We start from the raw sequence: 18,999 nt of genomic DNA, 5'->3' as shown, positions 1-18,999 counted from the left end.
GCGGCATATGTCGAGTTGTCGAAAAGTTCCTCGGCTTGTCGATGATTTGGCTCATCTCATCCTGTATTTCTGGTCCATTTCCCCTGCCTTCCGACTAAAGCGGCCGTTGCCGCACTTGCGAAATGGATTGCCATAAGTGCCTGAAACGGCGTAGACAGTTGCAGGGTGCTGATTGCAAAATCGGCCTGGGGTCGCGGAACAAGGGATGGACGCTGCGCTGGCAAGGCGCATCGACACCGCGGGCGTCAGCCGGAGCATGTCGGCGGCGATACGCGGAAAAAAGGGCAAGAAGCGTGTCGACAGTTTCGAAGATCGTTCCTTTCGGCTCGGGTGCGCATATTGTGGAGACGGCGTGCAGCAGTCTCGCCCTGGCAGCCAGGGGGCTCAATACACTCGAAGCCAAATTTTCCGACCGGGAATTTTCCGCCGCCTTCCTGCGGCTCGTCGGTATCATCATCAATGTCCGGGGGCGCGTGATCGTCACCGGCATCGGCAAGAGCGGCATCGTCGCGCGCAAGATGACGGCGACGCTCACCTCCACCGGCACGCCCGCGCTGTTCCTGCATCCGGCCGATGCCGGCCATGGCGATCTGGGCATGGTGACGCCGGACGATGTCGTGCTGATGCTGTCTCACTCGGGTGAATCGACCGAACTCGGGCCGATCATCCATTATTGCAAGCGCTTCGGCGTCCCGCTGCTGGCGATGACGGCGCAGGCGCAGAGCACCGTGGCCGAGGCCGCCGATGTCTGCATGCTGATGCCGGCGGTGCGTGAAGCCTGCCCCAACATGCTGGCGCCGACCACTTCGACCACCTTGCAGATGGCCTTTGGTGACGCACTGGCGATGTCGCTGATGGAAATGCGCGGCTTTTCGGCCGACGATTTCTACAAATTCCACCCCAATGGCCGGCTTGGCGCGCAACTCGTCAAGGTGCGCGAACTGATGTCGGCGGGCAGCGACGTGCCGCGAGTGTGCGAGGATTCCTCGCTGCTCGACGCCACGATCGAGATGACCCGTGCGCGCCTTGGCGGCACGGCCATCGTCGACCAGGGTGGCCAGCTGATCGGCGCCTTCACCGATGGCGATCTGCGCCGGGCCGTGACCGGCAAGCAGAATCTGACCGATGCGGTCGGCCGTTTCATGACCGTGACGCCGCAGTCGATCGGTCCCGACGAACTGGCGTCGGAAGCGCTGCGCATCATGCATGACCGCAACATCACCCTGCTGTTCGTGTGCGAGGATGGCGATCTGGTCGGCGCGCTTCACATGCACGACCTGCTGCACGCCGGGGTCGCCTGACCATATTGGTGGTCATTCCGGCGCGGGCGGGGTCGTCCCGCCTGCCGCGCAAGCCGCTGCGCCTTATTGCGGGGCGCAGCCTGCTGCATCGCACGATCGCCATGGCGCGCGCGGCGATCGGCGTGCGCGCCGGCGTCGCTCTGGTCGTCGCCACCGATGATGACGAGATTGCGGCCCATGCGCAGGCCGCCGGCTGTGACGCGGTGATGACCGACAGCGCGATCGCCACCGGCTCCGGCCGCGCGCTCGCTGCCGCCCGCGCGCAGGCAACGCAGCCCGACTTCGTCGTCAATCTCCAGGGGGATTCCCCCTTCCAGCCCAAGGGAGCGCTGGGCGCGGTGATCGAGGCGCTGGATGCCGGCGCGCAGGTCGCGACCCCGGTGATCGGGCTCGACTGGGCCGCGCTCGATGCGCTGCGCGAGCATAAGCAACGCTCGCCCTTCAGCGGCACGACCTGCGCGCGCGGTGCGGATGGCAGGGCGCTCTGGTTCTCCAAGACGATCATTCCCGCCATCCGCGACGAGGACAGGCTGCGTGCCGCCGGTCCCATATCCCCCGTCTGGCGCCATGTCGGCCTTTATGGCTATGCCCATGATGCGCTCGCCCGGTTCGAGGCATCGCCGCCCACGGCGCTCGAAAATCTGGAAGGGCTGGAGCAGTTGCGGCTGCTGGAACTGGGCATCGATATCATGACCATCCCGGTCGATCCGCCCGTCTTCGACAGCAGCGGCATCGATACCGAGGCCGACATCCAGCGGGTCGAGGCGCTGATCGCCGCCCATGGAGACCCGACGCCGGCCCTGTCATGAGCCGGCGCATCTTCGTCATCCGCCACGGCAACACCTTCGCTTCCAGCGCCGATGCGCGCCGGGTCGGGGCCGGCACCGACATTCCGCTGGTCGACAGCGGCATGGCCCAGGCGCAGCGTCTCGCCAGCTATTTCGCGGCCCGGTCGCTCGGCACCGTGCGCCTCTATAGCGGCCCGTTGCAGCGCGCGCGCCAGACCGCGGCGCCGATCGCGGCCGCGCTCGAGCATCCGGTCGACGCCATCCTGCCCTGGCTCGACGAGATCGACCATGGCCCGGACGAGGGGCAGCCGGAGGCGACCGTCGTGGCGCGTCTTGGCGAAGCGGCGATCGCCGCCTGGGACCGGGACGGGATCGTGCCCGATGGCTGGACCGTCGACGCCCCCGCGCGCATCGCCGCCTGGCGCGACTGGTTCATGGCTGCAGGGGAGGGGACGGAATTGCTGGTCACCAGCAACGGCGCCGCCCGCTTCGCCCTGCTGGCGCTGGGCCTCGCTCATGGCCAGCTCAAGCTGCGCACCGGGGCCTTTGGCGAACTGGTCGTCGATGCGCCGGGCCAGGTGCGGCTGCTGCGCTGGGACGAGCGCCCCTAGGGATTATTCCCGGCCGATCTCCGCAAAGCCCGCGATTGGCCCCCGCTCTTGATCGGGTCATTCTGTCCCCGCGCACAATGTTCGAAAGGGGAAGGCGCTTGGCCATGCAGACGGGATATCATCGCAAGATCGCCTGCCTCGCGGCCCTGGTCGCCATGGCGCCGCTGCCGGCGATCGCGCAGGATGCGGGCTCGCCGGCAGCGCCTGCCATCACCTCCGGCCCACCGCCGGCGGGCGGCAGCGACCAGGATCTGGCGCTGCAATTGTCCAACCCGGTCGCATCGCTGATCAGCGTGCCGTTCCAGGAAAATCTCGACTTTGGCGCGGGGGATGATGGCATCAAGTCGACGCTCAACATCCAGCCGGTGGTGCCGATCAGCGTCGGCAAGGACTGGAACATGATCGTGCGCACCATCGTGCCGGTCGTCGCGCAGAATAGCTATCAGGGACCGGGCACGGATGCCTTCGGCCTTGGCGATATCACCCAGAGCTTCTTCTTCTCGCCCAAGGCAAACAAGGGCATCATCTGGGGCGTGGGCCCCGCCATCCTCTATCCCTCGGCAACCGATCGCTATCTGGGCGGGGACAAATGGGGCGCCGGCCCGACCGTCGTGCTGCTCAAGCAGATGGGCCAGAACACGGTCGGTTTCCTCGGCAACCATATCTGGTCGATCGCCGGCAAGGATGACCGTTCCGACGTCAGCGCCAGCTTCATGCAGCCCTTCTTCAGCCACACCACGTCCCATGCTACCACTTATGGCATCAATGCCGAAGCGGCCTATGACTGGAAGGGCAAGGACTGGCTGGTGCCGGTCAATCTCACCGTCACGCAACTGACCAAGGTCGGCGACCAGGCGGTGCAGGTGGGCCTTGGCGGCAAATATTATGCCGTCTCGCCCGACGGCGGCCCCGAATGGGGCATTCGCATGATCTTCACCCTGCTGTTCCCGAAGAAATAACGGATTTCGCAGCCAAGCAGCCAAAGGCCAGCGTCCCTGGTGCGGAGCAAGCAACATCCGGGGCCATGGGGCGACTGTCCCGGATATGGGACGGCATCGGCACGATGCCAGCTAAATGGCCAGGAGGGTGGGAAGTAGACATTCCTCCCCGTACCGGGGAGAGGGACCGCTCGCGTAGCGAGTGGTGGAGGGGCACAGGCCGGATAGCGCAGCACTAATAGGCACCTGCCCCTCCGTCAGCGCTTCGCGCTGCCACCTCCCCGTTCCGGGGAGGAATGCCCACTTCTGGGTGGAAACAAGACATTCCTCCCCGGCACGGGGAGGAGGACCGCTCGCGCAGCGAGTGGTGGAGGGGCACAGGCCGGATAGCGCAGCGCCAAGAGGCACCTGCCCCTCCGTCAGCGCTTCGCGCTGCCACCTCCCCGTTCCGGGGAGGAATGTCCGCTTCTGGTCGTTAGCCGCCAAAGCCCGGCATCAATGACGGAAATCGATAGCCGTTGGACCGCCTGAAACGCGTCGCCCGGCCTCCCGAACCCAGGATCAGTTCTTGCGCTGCGGCACGGTGAAGGTGCCCGACACGCGGCCGCTGGGGCTGGTCGATGTGCCGGCGCCGCCGGTCGAGCGGCCGTCGACCGTGGTGCGACCGCTGTTGAGGTCCATCACCAGCCGTCCGCCGGTCAGGCGGTTGACGCCCTGGGTCAGCGAGACATTGCCGACCATGGTGATCAGCTTGGCATTGAGGTCGTAGATGGCGACATTGCCGCGCGCGGTCTGGTCGGCCTTGGTGATGACGACATTGCCCGACGCGTCGATGCGCTGGATTTCCACGCCATTGCCGGTGCTGGCCGCGCCATTGGGCTGCTGCTTGTAGGCGACGGTCATGCGGGCCGCGTTCAGCGTCATGCCGGCCTGCGTCACCTCGACATTGCCCGATACCACCACCCGGTCGGCGCGGTCCTGTACCTCGATCCGGTCGGCGGTGAAGTTCACCGGCGCATTGCTGTCATGATTCTTGAACACCTGCGCATCGGCGGCGGCGTAGAGGAGGCCGGTCGCGCCCAGCGCAACGGTCGACAGCAGGATGAGGGTGCGTTTCATCACTTTTGCCCTTTGAGGCCATTTTGTTCGATGCGCAAGGTCGCCCGGCCGTTGAGCGTGACCGTGCGTGCATTCATGTCCGCTTCCAGATGGTCGCCGCTGAACGTGCCGATCGGGATGCGCCCGTCAACCCGGCCCGCGCTCTTCATCCGTCGCGTCTGCAAATCGATGCCGACGTCGCGGGTGACCAGGCGATATCCGCCGGCCGCCTCGAACTGGACTGGGCCGACGATCGCGACACGCTCGGTCTCCATGTCGTAACGGCCCTTCTGCGCGTTCAGCACCGCCGGCCCTTCGGGCAGCAGGATGCGCGCGGCCATGTCGTTCAGGTCGACGATCGGCTCGCGTGAGCTTTTCTGCACGGCCGAACCGGCCCGCAGCGAGAAGGGCTGGCCCTTGCTGTCCTGTCCGCGATACAGCGCCTCGGACACGCGCATCCGCTCCTTCGCCACCTCGACCTTGTTCTTGTCGAGCACGAAGCTGACCTTGTCGCCGCCGGTGAAGGGGGCCATGGCCAGCAGGGCGGTCAGCACGCCGACCGCCACCGGCAGATAATTTTTGAGCAGGCGCACCAGCTTGTCATGGCTGCCACCCGGCCGGGCCCAATGGCGGCGGACGTTGCGCTGTTGCTCGGCCTGGATGGACATGTCTGCCTGCCGCCCTGTCGCTTACATGTGCGAGAAGATGTCGTTCTCGGGCCAGCCCGCCAGGTCCAGCGCCGCGCGATGGGGCAGGAAGTCGAAACAGGCCTGGGCCAGTTCCATCCGCCCTTCGCGGGTCAGGCGCTTGTCCAGTTCGGTCTTCAGCTGGTGCAGGAAGCGCACGTCGGACGCGGCATAATCCTTCTGCGCGTCGGACAGGTTCGGGCCGCCCCAGTCGCTCGACTGCTGCTGCTTGCTGATGTCCTGGCCCAGCAGTTCGCGGACCAGCTCCTTCAGGCCGTGGCGGTCGGTATAGGTGCGCACCAGCTTGGACGCGATCTTGGTGCAATAGACGGGGGCTGCCACCACGCCCAGATAATGCTGGATCGCGGCGATATCGAATCGGCCGAAATGATAGATCTTGATCCGCTCGGGATCGGCCAGCACCGCCTTCAGGTTCGGCGCGGCATAGTCGCTGCCGGGGTTGAAGCGGACCAGATGCTCGTCGCCCTTGCCGTCGCTGATCTGGACGACGCACAGGCGATCGCGCGGGGTGATGAGCCCCATGGTTTCGGTATCGACGGCGATCGGGCCGGGGGCAAGGACGCCCTCGGGCAGATCTTCTTCATGGAAATGGACGGTCATGACTTTTCCCTCTATGGGGAAACGGGCCATATCGCAATCAAGGCTTTGGCAGATAGGGCCTGTAAATCGGCGCTGCGGGCGCTCTTTTTGCCCGATATGCGAAATCATTCGCGCTGCCCGGAAAACTTGATATAGTGATTCCCAAACCGCGACTTTGCGGTGGATTGTGCATGTCATTCGCCCGACATGTTTGTCCAATGTGTCTTGGGGCGAAGCGAAAGTGACTAACAGGGCATGAGTTTTGACAGAGGGCGCCGCGGCGGGCGCGGCAAGGACAAGCGCGACGGTTTCGGCGACGACAATTTCTACGACCAGGGCAGCGGCGGCGGCTTCGGCGGCGGTGGCTTTGGTGACCGCGGCGGCTTCGGTGGCGGCTTCGGCGGTGGTGATCGTGGTCGTGGTGGCTTCGGCGGTGGTGATCGCGGTGGCTTCGGCGGCGGCGGCGGTGGTTTCGGCGGCGGTGGCCGCGGTGGCTTCGGCGGCGGCGGTGGCGGCTTTGGTGGCGGCGGCGGCGGTGGTCGCGGCATGCCGGCCCAGGTCGTTGGCGAAGGCAAGGGTGTCGTCAAGTTCTTCAACGGCCAGAAGGGTTTCGGCTTCATCGTTCGTGACGATGGCGGCGAAGACGTGTTCGTTCACATCAGCGCGGTCGAGCAGGCCGGCCTGACCGGTCTGGCCGAAGGTCAGCCGCTCGGCTTCACCCTGGTGGATCGTGGTGGCAAGGTGTCGGCGACCGATCTGGTCATCGACGGCGAACCGCTCCCCGTGACCGATCGTGCGCCGCCGCGTGAACCGCGCGAACCCCGCGCCGGTGGTTTCGGTGGTGCAGAGCGTGGCCCGCAGCGTCAGCTGACCGGCGAACGCGCCAGCGGCACGGTCAAGTTCTTCAACGCCATGAAGGGCTTCGGCTTCATCCAGCGTGATGACGGCCAGCCGGACGCTTTCGTCCACATCAGCGCTGTCGAACGTGCCGGCATGGGCGCCCTGAACGAGGGCGACCGTCTGGACTTCGAACTGGAAGTCGATCGTCGCGGCAAGTACGCGGCCGTCAATCTCCAGTCCAAGGCCGACTGATCGGCCGTCGCCCGTTCGCCGTACGGGCGACGTGACAGGAATATCGAAGGGGGTCGCCTGCCCGGCGGCCCCTTTTTCGTTTCTGCCGTTCATCTCGATCAGCCGACAGGTCGCCATATATCGTCAAAGCGATGCGCCTGAATGTGGCGCATGGATCGTAAATATCGAGAGAAATGTCCGATGATATTCGGATCAAAAATGCCGTAAATTCGATGTTTATGTGTAATTGATCAACATGTTGATCGGCATGTTTTTCTGATGATCATTTGCTAGATAGATCAATTCGGCGAATTTGCCTGACCATTAGCCTAGGATCATAATCGTCCCGAATGGAATGAGCCTTGCGGCATTGTCGACAGGGCCTGACCCGATGGGAGGATGATATGAAGCAGGCCCTGATCGGCCGTCTGCTGGCCACAGTTGCTGCCGGCCCGGCCGTGATGCTCGCAACCGCACAGGCGCAGGATGTCGCTGCACCCGTGCCCCAGGCTGACGCCGGGGCAGGGGAGATCATCGTCACCGCCCGCAAGCGTGACGAGCGGCTGATCGACGTGCCGGTTGCCGTCTCGGCGCTCTCGACCGACCAGATCGAACGCTATGCCACCACCAGCTTCCAGGCGATCAGCCAGCAGGTACCGCAACTGGTCATTGCCGAATCGCAGAATCAGGTCGGCGGCTCGATCAACCTGCGCGGCATCGGCGCCGGCATCTCCAATCCCTCGACCGAAACCGCCGTGACCCTGAATTTCGACGGCGTGCCGATCAGCTATGGCAACGCCATCCGCCTCGGCCAGATCGACCTTGGCCGGGTCGAGGTGCTCAAGGGGCCGCAGGCGCTCTTCTATGGCAAGAACAGTCCGGGCGGCATCGTCTCGCTCATCTCCCAGGATCCGGGCAAGGATTTCGAGGCGAAGCTGCGCACCGGCTATGAATTCATGGCCGACCAGCGCTTTGTCGAGGCCAGCGCCTCGGTGCCGCTGACCGACGGCCTCGCCGCCCGCGTCGTCGGCTATTATTCCAAGGAGGATGGCTGGTTCCGCAACGTCGCCGAACCGATCGCCGGCATCACGCCGGGGCGCGGCGCCGACAGCCTCAATTCCGAAGATGTCTTCGTCCGCGGCACGCTCGCCTATGATGCGGGCGGATCGACCCGGATCAAGGCGAAGGTCAATTATGGCCAGCGCGAACGGGACGGCGTCGGCCCCACCGGCCTCAGCCAGATCATCTACTGCCCCGCCAGCGTCAGCCGCTATGGCTCGACCGACTGCACGCTCAACCGCAATTTCTACGACGCCATCCTCGCGCCGGCGACCGCCGCCAGCGATCCCAGCTATGGCGATGGCGTGCCCTTCATGAAGTCGAAGCAGTTCCTCGCCTCGCTCAGCATCGACCAGGATCTGGGCGACGCCTACACCCTGTCCTCGGTCACCGGCTATTACCGCCTGCGCGAACGCTCGGTCGACAGCTTCACCTTCTCCAACAATCCCTATTTCGGCGCGTCGAACGACATCACCGCCAAGGGGGTCAGCCAGGAACTGCGCCTCGCGTCCGACTATGACGGGCCATTGAACTTCCTCGTCGGCGGTTTCTTCCAGGACGCCCATTTCCTCACGCGTCAGGCCTTCACCACCAATTTCGGCACGCCCTTCGTGGTCGGATCGACCTATTATGACGTCCATACCAAGGCGACCTCGGTCTTCGGCCAGCTGCGCTACAAGATCGCGGACCCGCTCGAACTGGCCGTCGGCGGCCGCTATAGCTGGGAAGACAAGTCGCTGACCGGCACCTCGCTCGGCAGCCCGATCCAGATTCTCGGCCCCAAGCAGAATTATACCGATTTCTCGCCCGACGTGACACTCACCTGGCGCCCCGACAGCGATCGCACCGTCTATGCCGCCTATCGCGAGGGCTTCACCTCGGGCGGCTTCAACACCGTGCCGACGCGGCTGCGCACCGATGCGGACCAGAGCCGCGCCGCGATCGACCTCTCCTATGACCAGATGACCGCGAAGGGCGGCGAGATCGGCACCAAGGGCTATGTCGCCGATCGCCAGATCCTCTACGATCTGATCGGCTATTATTATAAATATAGCGGGCTCCAGCTCTCGCGCTACGACAATGCCTCCTTCACCCAGCTGACCCAGAATGCGGGCGGGGCGGAGATCAAGGGCGCGGAACTCAGCCTCACCATCCGGCCGCGCACGCTCGCGGGCCTGACGTTCAACACGGCGATCGCCTACAACAACGCCCGCTACACCGATTTCATCGGCGGCTGCTATGCGGGCCAGTCGATCGCGCAGGGCTGCAATCTCAATCCGCTCAACCCCAATCTGCCGCAATCGACCTGGGGCACGGCCGCCAATCCCTATCAGAATCAGGACCAGACCGGCCAACGCCTGTTCCGCGCGCCCGAAATCGCGATCACCGGCGGCTTCACCTATGACCACAGCTTCGCCGACCGGCTGGGCGGATCGCTGTCGGTCGATTTCAATTACAGCAGCGCCTATGTCACCCAGACGGAGGGCAACCCCAGGACGCTGCAGGATGATTATGTCCAGCTCAACGCCGCCCTCTCGATCAATGGCGGCGCGGGCAAGCCCTGGGAATTGTCGTTGATCGGCCGCAATCTCACCAACAAGCTGATCATCGTCGGCGGATCGGTGGTGGGCGCGAGCGCGGCCGGCACCGGCACCAACGCCGTGCGCGAAGGCGACATATTGGGTTCGCTCGGCGCCCCGCGCGCGGTGATGCTGCAACTGACGGTGAAGAGCGGTCTGCTGGGCGGCCGCTGATCATCCCTATGCAAATACTATGAAAACGGGCCGGAGGTCGGCTGGAATTTGACCGGCGGGGGCCATTAAGTCCCTTGTCCCATGACCCACCGACCTCCTCCTCCCACCCCGGCCGATGCCGGGCGGCGCAGCGATCGGCCACGGCTCACCGGACGCCTGTCGATCCGGCCGCGCGCCACCCTGGCTCCTCCGGCATGGCAACGGAGCCGGGCATCATGACCCGGCGAGATCTCGCCTGGCGTGGCCTTGGCCTGCTGCTCGTCGGCGCGGCGGCCGGCAGTTCGCTGCTGCATCGCGCCCTGACCCTGGACGGCCCTGCATCGGCGCCGCTGGAAATGGCGCTGGCCCTCGCCAGCTTCAGCTTCGCCAGCCTCGGCATATTGCTGCTCTGCCAGGGCGTGCGCCTGCGCGATGGCTGGCGCCGTGACCTCGACCGGCGCCAGGCGCAGCGCGACGGTCATCGCGATCCCCTGATCCTGGCCGAAGATCGCGCCCCGCTCGCGGCCTTTCTGGCCGCCCGCGCCCGGCGCGACTGAACCCCTTCCCATATTCCCAAAGGACAAATTTGTGAGCGAACGCGACCTGCATTTCGTGATCCCGACCTATCGCCTGCGCGACGTCGGCGCGACCGTCGAGGCTTATGACGAGAATTTCGCCCGTAGCGGCCAGACCGCGCCGATCATCGTCTTCGATGATTCCTCGGTCGCCAATCATGACAAATATTTCGGCGCGCTGGAGGCGACCAAGACGGTCAACGACCTCTGGTATGTCGGCCCGGCCGAAAAGGAGCAGTTCGTTTCCTACATCTGCAAGCGGCTGCGCGACCGCAAGCTCGACGTGCTGGTCCGCAACCTCTTCCGCCCCAGCTATGGCGGCAATCGCAACTTCACTCTGATGTACACGCTGGGCGACCTGATGGTCAGCGCCGACGACGACATGCGCCCCTATGCCCTGATCGAGGACAGTCCGGAAACGCTGGGCGAACGGGAAATCAGCCGGGGCAAGACCATCCCGCGCGGCGCCAATGGTCACACCCGCAAATCCTACGACATCCTCGAATCCTTCCGTGACATATTGGGCAAGACGGTGGCCGACGCGCCGGCCAATTACGACCAGGGCGAACTGGTGATCGACAGCGCGATGGATCTGGAATCCAACAATTCGCTCGGCTTCGCGCGGGAAAACAGCCTGACCCTGCAGGAGGGGCGGCTGCCCCGATCGGCGGTGGTGAAGATGGCGCAGACCTTCCGCACCGGCACCAACGATATCGACGCGGTCGATTTCGTCGACATGTTCCTCGACGATCCGGACGAGGTTGATGCCGAACGGCTCAACGACACCTATGTGCTGGTCAATTTCCGCCCCTGCCTCACCAATCTCAACTGGCGAATGGATTGCGGCGTCGCGGGTTATGACAATCGCACCGGCCTGCCGCCCTTCTTCCCGACGCGCTTGCGGTTCGAGGATTATATTTATCGCCTGTGGATCCAGCAGTCGAACATGGTCTCGGCCCATGTCGATTCCGCCCAGACCCACATCAAGAACAGCTATATGCGTAATCCGCTGGCGTCGGAGGTGTTCAACGAAGCGATCTGCGGCCTGCTCAAGCGCAAGATCCGCACCAGCCTCAAGCGCACCGACGAATGGTCGATCGCCTTCGACTATGATGGTGCGGTCAGCTTGCAGGACAGCGAAGAGATATTGGACAGCGCCCGCGCCTTGCATGACCGGGTGCTCAAGAGCATGGCCGACGCGCGCACGACCGAACGGCGCGATGCGCTGGGCCATTTTGCCGCTGGCCTGTCACGCACCTTCTATGATTTCGAGCCGGATTTCTTCCAGCAGAATGTCAGTCGCATGGTCGATGACGAGGTCGGGCTGATCCGCTCCTCACTCGAAATCTGGCCGACCCTGCTGGAGATCGTCTATTTCAAGCGCCATTGCCGCAACCTGCCGATGCGCCGCGTGAAGAACCGCTCCGCCAGATCGCCCCAACCCAGACCCGTAGCAGCCTGAGGGTTGGCGGCAGGCGCTCCGTTTCCGCCCCCTTCTTCCCGGCGACGGTCGGGGCCCCTCTCAGTGAAGGGGGCGGGGCGGAGCGCCTATCATACCCGCCGGAACGGGAAGGGGCTGGCGGTCCGCTCATAGCTGTGCAGGTCCAGTGCGCGCGTCACCGGCGGCAACGCCCGGTCCGGGCAGTCGCGCCGCTCGCACAGATGACAGGTCGGCCCCACCGTCACCGCATCGTCGCGCTCGGTATCGATGCCATCGGCATGGATGATCCGCCCGGCATGTTTCGCCTCGCAGCCGAGCGCAATCACCTGCCGCCCGCGCGCGCCATCGCCGCGGGGCAGGGCGATCGCCAGTGTCAGGAAGCGTCGCTCGTCCAGCGTCTCGATCAGTTGCGGCAGCACGATGTCGGGCGCGTCGGCCGCATGCACGTCCCAGCGTGGGCAGGTTCCGCCATAGCGGGCAAAGGGGTAGGCCTCGCCATCGAAGCGCTTGGACACGATCCCCGCCCGGTCGATCCGCACCATGAAGAAGGGGATGCCGCGCGCGCCGGTGCGGTTGAGGCTGGTGAGCCGGTGCGCCAGCTGCTCGGTCGACACGCCGAAGCGCGCGCGCAGCAGGGGAAGATCATGCCGGCTTGCCTCCGCCGCCTGGCGGAAGCGGTCATAGGGCATGATCAGCGCCGCGGCGGCATAGTTGGTCAGCGCAATGACGGCGAGCCGCCGGCTGTCCTCGTCCGGCGGCGCAGTGCGCGTCACCTGTGCCGCGATCAGGTCGGCCATCTCCTGTGCGCAGAGCTGATAGGCCATGGCGAATAGTCGCCCCGATGCCGGCAGTCGCTCGCTCAGCATCAGCCGCCGCCGGTGCATGTCATAATGGCGCACTGTCCCGGCCAGCACATCGGCACGCACCATCTGCACCGCCATGCCATGCCGCTCCTTCAGGCGCGCGCGCAGCCCGGCCTGCAACAGCGCCGGGTCTTCCTCCAGCTGCGCGGCGATCCCTTCGGCCGCGGCGTCGATTTCGGCGAAATGATTGCCGGCCTTGGCCACCGTCTCGCGCCACCAGTCGACCGGCGCGACCAGCGGGGCAGGGGCGGCGCCGCGCCCGCTCGCCTGCATCTGCTCGGGCAGGCGGCGCAGGTCGGCCAGCGCGCGATAGAAGCGGCCGATCGCCTCGCTGACGCCGGGATAATTTTCCGCCACCTCCAGCACTTCGTCGCGCGCGATGCCGATGTCCCGTACCAGCGCATCGGACAATATCTCGGCCAGGTCGCTCGCTGCGCCATCCTGGCTGCTGGCGGTGAAGTCGCGAATGTCGATGTCATAGGTATTGGCCAGCCGCAGCAGCATCTGTGCCGTCAATGGCCGCTGGTTGCGCTCCAGATGGTTGAGATAGCTGGGCGATACGCCCAGTTCCTCGGCCATGCGCGTCTGGTTCAGCCCCAGTTCGCGGCGCAGCACGCGCAGCTTGGGGCCGAGATAGAGCTTCCGGTCGGTCACATCTGCCATAAGGTCATATTGTCACGATTTGACAATATGAACAAGTCGTGCCGTGACTTGTGGCCACTCATCGCCCTTCCGCTTTGCCCTCGACCTGTCAATATCGCTGTCATCAACCAGCACAGTCACAAGGCAGGAAGGACAGGAAGATGACGACCGATACGATGGAAGCGCCCCAGCCCGCCCGCTCGCGCGCGGTCTTCAGCCAGGAGGATTTCGGCCTGATCCGCACCGCCATCGCCCATTATCTCAAGGAAGTGCAGGACCAGCCGGAATCGGTCAAATACGCCAATCTCTACCACCGCCTCGGCCGCGTTGCCTGACCGGCGGAGTGCCTGAACGAGAAAGGGCGCGGGATCACTCCCGCGCCCTTTTTCTTGTCTCGGCCTGTTCCGATCAGAACAAACGCGTCAGCCCATAGAACAGCGCGCCGATCGCGGCCGCCGCCGGCAGGGTCACGACCCAGGCGACGATGATGCTCGACGCGACGTTCCAGCGCACCGCCGACAGCCGGCGCGATGCGCCCACGCCGACGATGGCGCCGGTGATGGTGTGGGTGGTCGATACCGGCACGCCCAGATGGGTGGCCATGAACAGGGTGATCGCGCCGCCGGTCTCTGCGCAGAAGCCCTGCGCCGGGGTCAGGCGGGTGATCTTCGATCCCATGGTGTGGACGATCTTCCAGCCGCCCAGCAACGTGCCCAGGCCCATCGCCGCCTGGCAGCTCAGCACCACCCACATCGGCACATGGAAACCGCCGGTCAGCAGCCCCTGCGAATAGAGCAGCACCGCGATGATGCCCATCGTCTTCTGCGCATCATTGCCGCCATGGCCGAGCGAATAGAGCGATGCGGAAACCAGCTGCAGCTTGCGGAACACCCGGTCCGCGCCCTGCGGCGTGAATTTGCGGAAGATCCAGCTGATCGCCAGCACCAGCATCAGCGCCAGGAACAGGCCGACGGCGGGCGAGATCACGATCGCCGCGCTGGTCTTGAACACGCCGCTCCACACGATTGCCGACAGGCCCGACTTGGCCGTGCCCGCGCCCAGCAGGCCGCCGACCAGCGCATGGCTGGAGGAGGAGGGGATGCCCAGGCCCCAGGTGATGAGGTTCCAGGCGATCGCCCCCATCAGCGCGCCGAAGATCACCGAGGCGTCGATGATGTCCGCGCTGACGATGCCCTTGCCCACCGTCTCGGCGACATGCAGGCCGAAGAAGAGGAAGGCGATGAAGTTGAAGAATGCGGCCCAGGCGACCGCATATTGGGGTTTCAGGACCCGCGTCGACACGATGGTCGCGATCGAGTTGGCGGCGTCGTGCAGGCCGTTCAGGAAATCGAACAGCAGCGCAACGCCGATCAGCGCGATCAGCAGCGGGAAGGCGAGATGGGCTTCCATATCCGGTCAGGCCTGTCAGGCGTGGTCGATGACCAGGCCGGAAATCTCGTTGGCGACGTCCTCGAACCGGTCCGTCACCTTTTCCAGATGGCTGTAGATTTCGTTGCCGACGATGAAGTCCATCGGGTTGCCGGCGCGGGCTTGCTGGTACAGGGCCTTGAGGCCCGCCTCATGCAATATGTCGGCATGGCCTTCCAGCTTGACCAGCCGTTCGGTCAGCTCGTGCAGCCGCGCCGAATTGATGTTGAGCGAGCGCAGCAGCGGCATCGCCTCCGCCGTGATCCGCGCGCATTCGACGATCAGCGCGCTCATGTCCTGCATCTGCGGCGCGAAATCCTTGACCTCATAGAGCGCGATCGCCTTGGCGGTCTGGTTCATCTGGTCGATTGCGTCGTCCATCACGCCGATCAGGCCGGTGATGGCACTGCGGTCGAACGGGGTGACGAAGATGCGGCGGACGTCCTGCAGCACCTCGCGGATGATGTCGTCCGCCTCATGCTCGCGGTCCGAAATCTCCTTGATATGCGCGTCCATGTCCGGGCCGCCCTTGAGCAGCTTGGCCAGGGCGTCGGCGCCGGCGACCAGAGTCGCGGCATGGTCTTCGAATTGCTCGAAGAAACGCCCCTGCTTGGGCATCAGCGCGTGAAACCAGCGCAGCATTCCAGTCCTTTCACTTTGCTTCTCGCGGATCGACAGCAGCAACCGGAGGAACCAGCCCGGATCGGCGGGCGGTTCGCGGAAAGCCGCGATGATCGATTGCAGTTCGGGTTCGTCGACGGCCTTTGCGGCTTCGGCGACGGAAAACCAGCGCAGCTCGCGCTGCCCTTTTTCGGGCCATTGCGTCAGATGGCCGGTCACGGCAAGCGGAAAAACCTCGACATTCGCCTCGCGCGACTTGCCGCTGCGCTTGCGCTTGTCATAGCTGTATCGGCCGATCGGCGCGGGACAGGCGATGCCATGGATGCCCGCTTCCTCGAACGCCTCGACTTCCGCGGCGCGATGGCCGGCCAGCCCCTTGATGCGATTGCCCTTGGGAATCACCCAGCGCCCGGTGTCACGCGATGTGATCAGCAGGATCTGCATCGACCCGTCGATCGGGTCGCTGGTATAGGGGAGAGCGGCAATCTGGCGCATTATCGGCGGCTTACGGGCGACCTGCCCGAATCCTCATGCTCTGCCGCAGCGCGTTCCATCGGCGCTATGTAACGAAAATGTCATTTTTTGCAATCGCTCCCTTCGCCCAGAGGGGCAGGCGAAGGGAGCGACCGGCGCCCCGCTGGGCGAGGCCGGGAGGCGGATCAGATCGAGATGCGCGCCGTCAGGCGGATGTCCCGCCCGGCCAGCGGGGCGAAATCCTTCAGGAAGCTGGCATGGCGCCTGGCTTCCACGTCGAAGATATTGTTGGCCGACAGCATCAGCGTGGTGCGGTCATTGCCGGCCAGCGGCTTGAACGAGATCGATGCGTTGACCATGGTGAAACCATCGGTCGGCGTCTCGAAATCGGTCACCCGATCCTGCTCGAACACATGTTCCAGCTCAGCGCGGGCGCTCAGCCGAGCGCCCTGCGCCTCGATCCCGCCCAGCAGGCGGAGCGGGGGAATGCGCGGCGCCGGGCCATTGCCCTTGATCGTGGCGCGGACATAGTCGGCGACGCCGTCAATGTTGATCGCATAGCTGCCGACCTGCGCCAGCTTCACCGACGCTTCGGCCTCAAAACCATAATAGCGGGCATCGGCCTGGGCATAGGCATAGCAGGGGAATTCCATCTCGGCCCCGCCATTGGCCGCCTGGCAGACGCTGTCGTCGACCACGCTTTCATAGATGAAGCCGCTGAACCAGTTATGATAGGCGGCCAGGCTGAAGCTGTAGCCATTGCCCGATCCGCGCAGCGTACCTTCCACGCCCCAGCTCTTTTCCTTGCCGAAATCGGGATTGCCCAGCTCGAACGCCTGGGTGCCGGCATGATTGCCGCGCGCGAACAGCTCCTCGGCCGACGGCGCGCGCTCGCTGCGCGACAGGTTCAGGCCCACGCGCCAGCCGGGCATGATCGTCTGGCTGATGCCCAGCGATCCGGACAGGGCGTTGAAGCTGCGCTGGCTGGCCTCGGCAAACAGGTCGGCATCCGGGTCCGACTGCAGCTTGGTATGTTCATAGCGCGCGCCCGCTTCCAGCCGCGTGTCGCCCAGGTCCAGCGACTGCAGCGTGAACAGGCCGAACTGGTCGGTCTGGTTCTTGGGCAGGAACTTCTCTTCGCCATCGGCCTGGAAACGGCGGGTGAAGAACTGCGCGCCCGATGCGCCCAGCCAGCCATTGCGGTCGGCCTGGACGAATTCCAGCCGGCTTTCCATCGACTGGTTCTTGAAGGTGGTGCCGATTTCGCCCGACGGTTCGATTTCCTGATGCTGGTAATCGGCCCAGCCCGCGCGCAGGCGGATGCTGTCGAGGAAGCCGCCATTGACCGCGACCTCGCCGCGCAGGTCGGCGCGGGTCTGCTTCATCGCCAGCGTCACATTCTCGTGGCTGTGGCCCTCTTCCTCATGATCGTGGTCATGATCGTGATCATGGTCATGTTCCTCGGCCACTTCCAGGCGCGACGGCACGCCATAGGTGTTCTCGCTGTGCGAGATCGACATGCCCAGATTGCCGCCATCGCCGATATAGGCAAAGCCGCCGGCCACTTCCCACACTTCCGCCGCGGTATTGGCCAGCTTGCCCTTCAGCCGCGCATTGTCCTGGATTTCCTCCTCGTCAGAGGCGGCGGCGATCTCGCGCATCGCCTTGGACAGGATATAGCCGCCGGTGCGCAGATTGTCGGTCTTGCTGTAGCTGCCATCGACATGGACGACGAAATTCTCGGTCAGCGGCACCTCGATCTCGCCCGAACCGCTGCGTTCGTTGGCGGCGCTGCCATAGGTGCCGATCGCGTCGATATGGATCGCCTCGTCCGGCACGCGGCGCGGGATGCGGCTATCGATCACATTGACCACGCCGCCGATCGCCGACGATCCATAGAGCAGGGCGGACGGGCCGCGCAGCACCTCGATCCGGTCGGCGGTCAGCGGGTTGATCGCGACCGCATGGTCGACCGAGGTGTTGGACACGTCGAAGCTGCCAATGCCGTCGGTCAGGATGCGCACGCGCTCGCCCTGGAAGCCGCGCAGGATCGGGCGCGATGCGTTGGGGCCAAAGGAGGTGGCCGACACGCCGGGCTGGCGCGCCAGCGTCTCGCCGATGGTCGGGCGCAGGCTGCGGGTCAGTTCCTCGCCGGTGACGATCGATGTGCCGGACAATATGTCGCCCTGGCTGCGGGGGATCAGGGCGGTGACGACGATGTCGCTGCGCGGGTCATGATAGCTGCCATCGGCCTGGGTGTCGGCGGGGGCTGCGGTCTGGGCGGCGGCGGGCCATGCCAAGCAAAGGGCCGTGAGGGCACAGCCGGCGCGCAGCGACGGGGAACGAAGCATCAGGCTTTTTATCCTTGCAGAATATGTGGGTCGGCTTCCGCGTATCGGTCATGATACATCATATCAATATACGATCGGCGAAATGAAGGCCGTTTCTGCCGCATTCACCACCAACTGTTGCATTTTTGCACGGCATGGCGCGCAGCATATTACCCGCCGCCAAGACGGATCAGCCGCGCAATCCCGCCATCATTTGCCGGTCAGAGGAAGAGGAAATCCGCCAGTGCCTGCACGCCGGGGCGCGACAGCGATCGTTCGTTGACGGTCTGGCGCACCTCGATCGCGGGCAATGGCACGTCCAGCGCCAGCCGGCGAATGCCGCTCATCCGCCCCAGGTCGCGCGCCATCGGGCCGAACGCCGCAAAACAGCCCGCGCCTTCGCGCAGGGCGGTGATGATGTCGAACATATTGTCGGTTTCCAGCATCACCGGGCCCAGCCGGGCGCCGCCGCGCGCCAGCGCCGCGTCGATGATCGGGCGCAGCCCGTTGCGCGGATCGACCGCCAGTTGCGGGGTAATGGTCAGGTCGCCGCGCGATACGCTGCCCGCGCGCGCCAGCGGATGGTCCGCCCCGGCATAGAGATTGACCTGTTCCGACCAGCCATAGCGCGACGACAAGCCGGCCGGCTCCTCCAGCGCATAGAAATAGGCGATGTCGGCGCGCAGCGATTCGATAGCCCGCGCCGCCTCGACCGCCGACTGGACGCTCAGGTCCAGGGT

General features: G+C 65.1%; 17 protein-coding genes. 9 read left to right on the top strand and 8 right to left on the bottom strand.

Annotated features, from left to right (window positions below):
• Window positions 1-293: 293 nt before the first annotated feature.
• From CG471_RS18780 to CG471_RS18765, 4 genes are all read left to right on the top strand, one after another.
• Window positions 294-1,301, top strand: coding sequence for an SIS domain-containing protein (locus CG471_RS18780; RefSeq protein WP_004208270.1), 1,008 nt, complete (start codon window positions 294-296; stop codon window positions 1,299-1,301).
• Between the two features lie 8 nt (window positions 1,302-1,309).
• Window positions 1,310-2,110, top strand: a complete 801-nt coding sequence (kdsB, locus tag CG471_RS18775) for a 3-deoxy-manno-octulosonate cytidylyltransferase (protein WP_099232987.1) — start codon at window positions 1,310-1,312, stop codon at window positions 2,108-2,110.
• Complete coding sequence (locus tag CG471_RS18770) at window positions 2,107-2,700, top strand: histidine phosphatase family protein (protein ID WP_099232963.1); 594 nt, start codon at window positions 2,107-2,109, stop codon at window positions 2,698-2,700. Before kdsB ends, CG471_RS18770 begins: the two co-directional genes overlap by 4 nt.
• Window positions 2,701-2,804: 104 nt before the next feature.
• Entirely contained in the window at window positions 2,805-3,659 is an 855-nt protein-coding gene (locus tag CG471_RS18765; protein WP_004208267.1) for a hypothetical protein, read from the top strand.
• A 540-nt stretch (window positions 3,660-4,199) separates the two neighbouring features.
• On the opposite strand, the gene CG471_RS18760 is transcribed toward CG471_RS18765, so the two are convergent.
• From CG471_RS18760 to CG471_RS18750, 3 genes are read right to left on the bottom strand one after another with little or no spacing between them, the layout of a single operon-like run.
• Entirely contained in the window at window positions 4,200-4,757 is a 558-nt protein-coding gene (locus CG471_RS18760; protein ID WP_099232961.1) for an LptA/OstA family protein, read from the bottom strand.
• Window positions 4,757-5,404 carry a hypothetical protein gene (locus tag CG471_RS18755; protein WP_004208264.1) on the bottom strand — a complete coding sequence of 216 codons (648 nt, stop codon included), beginning with the start codon at window positions 5,402-5,404 and terminating at the stop codon, window positions 4,757-4,759. The genes CG471_RS18760 and CG471_RS18755 overlap by 1 nt, the downstream gene beginning before the upstream one ends.
• A gap of 21 nt (window positions 5,405-5,425) precedes the next feature.
• Window positions 5,426-6,043, bottom strand: coding sequence for a ribonuclease D (locus tag CG471_RS18750; protein ID WP_010338324.1), 618 nt, complete (start codon window positions 6,041-6,043; stop codon window positions 5,426-5,428).
• Between the two features lie 234 nt (window positions 6,044-6,277).
• Between CG471_RS18750 and CG471_RS31715 the strand changes: the two genes are divergently transcribed.
• The 4 genes from CG471_RS31715 to CG471_RS18730 all read left to right on the top strand — a co-directional run bounded on the left by CG471_RS31715 (window position 6,278) and on the right by CG471_RS18730 (window position 11,922).
• Complete coding sequence (locus CG471_RS31715; RefSeq protein ID WP_037490471.1) at window positions 6,278-7,114, top strand: cold-shock protein; 837 nt, start codon at window positions 6,278-6,280, stop codon at window positions 7,112-7,114.
• Between the two features lie 383 nt (window positions 7,115-7,497).
• Window positions 7,498-9,906, top strand: a complete 2,409-nt coding sequence (locus CG471_RS18740; protein WP_099232959.1) for a TonB-dependent receptor — start codon at window positions 7,498-7,500, stop codon at window positions 9,904-9,906.
• Window positions 9,907-10,121: 215 nt separating this feature from the next.
• On the top strand, window positions 10,122-10,442 hold the full coding sequence (locus CG471_RS18735) for a hypothetical protein (protein WP_097385715.1): 321 nt from the start codon (window positions 10,122-10,124) through the stop codon (window positions 10,440-10,442).
• 31 nt (window positions 10,443-10,473) lie between these two features.
• Entirely contained in the window at window positions 10,474-11,922 is a 1,449-nt protein-coding gene (locus tag CG471_RS18730; protein ID WP_099232957.1) for a hypothetical protein, read from the top strand.
• Between the two features lie 89 nt (window positions 11,923-12,011).
• Here the strand turns inward: CG471_RS18730 and CG471_RS18725 are convergent, their stop codons facing one another.
• Window positions 12,012-13,427 carry a short-chain fatty acyl-CoA regulator family protein gene (locus CG471_RS18725; protein WP_099232955.1) on the bottom strand — a complete coding sequence of 472 codons (1,416 nt, stop codon included), beginning with the start codon at window positions 13,425-13,427 and terminating at the stop codon, window positions 12,012-12,014.
• A 140-nt stretch (window positions 13,428-13,567) separates the two neighbouring features.
• Between CG471_RS18725 and CG471_RS30735 the strand changes: the two genes are divergently transcribed.
• The gene (locus CG471_RS30735; protein ID WP_004208258.1) at window positions 13,568-13,741 is read left to right on the top strand and encodes a hypothetical protein; all 174 of its coding nucleotides are present in this window, start codon (window positions 13,568-13,570) and stop codon (window positions 13,739-13,741) included.
• Window positions 13,742-13,814: 73 nt separating this feature from the next.
• On the opposite strand, the gene CG471_RS18720 is transcribed toward CG471_RS30735, so the two are convergent.
• The 4 genes from CG471_RS18720 to CG471_RS18705 all read right to left on the bottom strand — a co-directional run.
• Complete coding sequence (locus CG471_RS18720) at window positions 13,815-14,816, bottom strand: inorganic phosphate transporter (RefSeq protein WP_004208257.1); 1,002 nt, start codon at window positions 14,814-14,816, stop codon at window positions 13,815-13,817.
• Between the two features lie 15 nt (window positions 14,817-14,831).
• Window positions 14,832-15,950 carry a DUF47 family protein gene (locus CG471_RS18715; RefSeq protein WP_004208255.1) on the bottom strand — a complete coding sequence of 373 codons (1,119 nt, stop codon included), beginning with the start codon at window positions 15,948-15,950 and terminating at the stop codon, window positions 14,832-14,834.
• A 164-nt stretch (window positions 15,951-16,114) separates the two neighbouring features.
• Entirely contained in the window at window positions 16,115-18,280 is a 2,166-nt protein-coding gene (locus tag CG471_RS18710; protein WP_099232953.1) for a TonB-dependent receptor, read from the bottom strand.
• Window positions 18,281-18,480: 200 nt separating this feature from the next.
• A partial coding sequence (locus CG471_RS18705; protein ID WP_180275739.1) for a substrate-binding domain-containing protein occupies window positions 18,481-18,999 on the bottom strand: 519 nt, incomplete at its 5' end.

The organism is Sphingobium sp. IP1, assembly GCF_002708645.1.
Classification (GTDB): Bacteria; Pseudomonadota; Alphaproteobacteria; order Sphingomonadales; family Sphingomonadaceae; genus Sphingobium; species Sphingobium yanoikuyae.
Note: the sequence above shows the minus strand (reverse complement) of the source record. Positions and strands in the feature narration are given on the sequence as shown.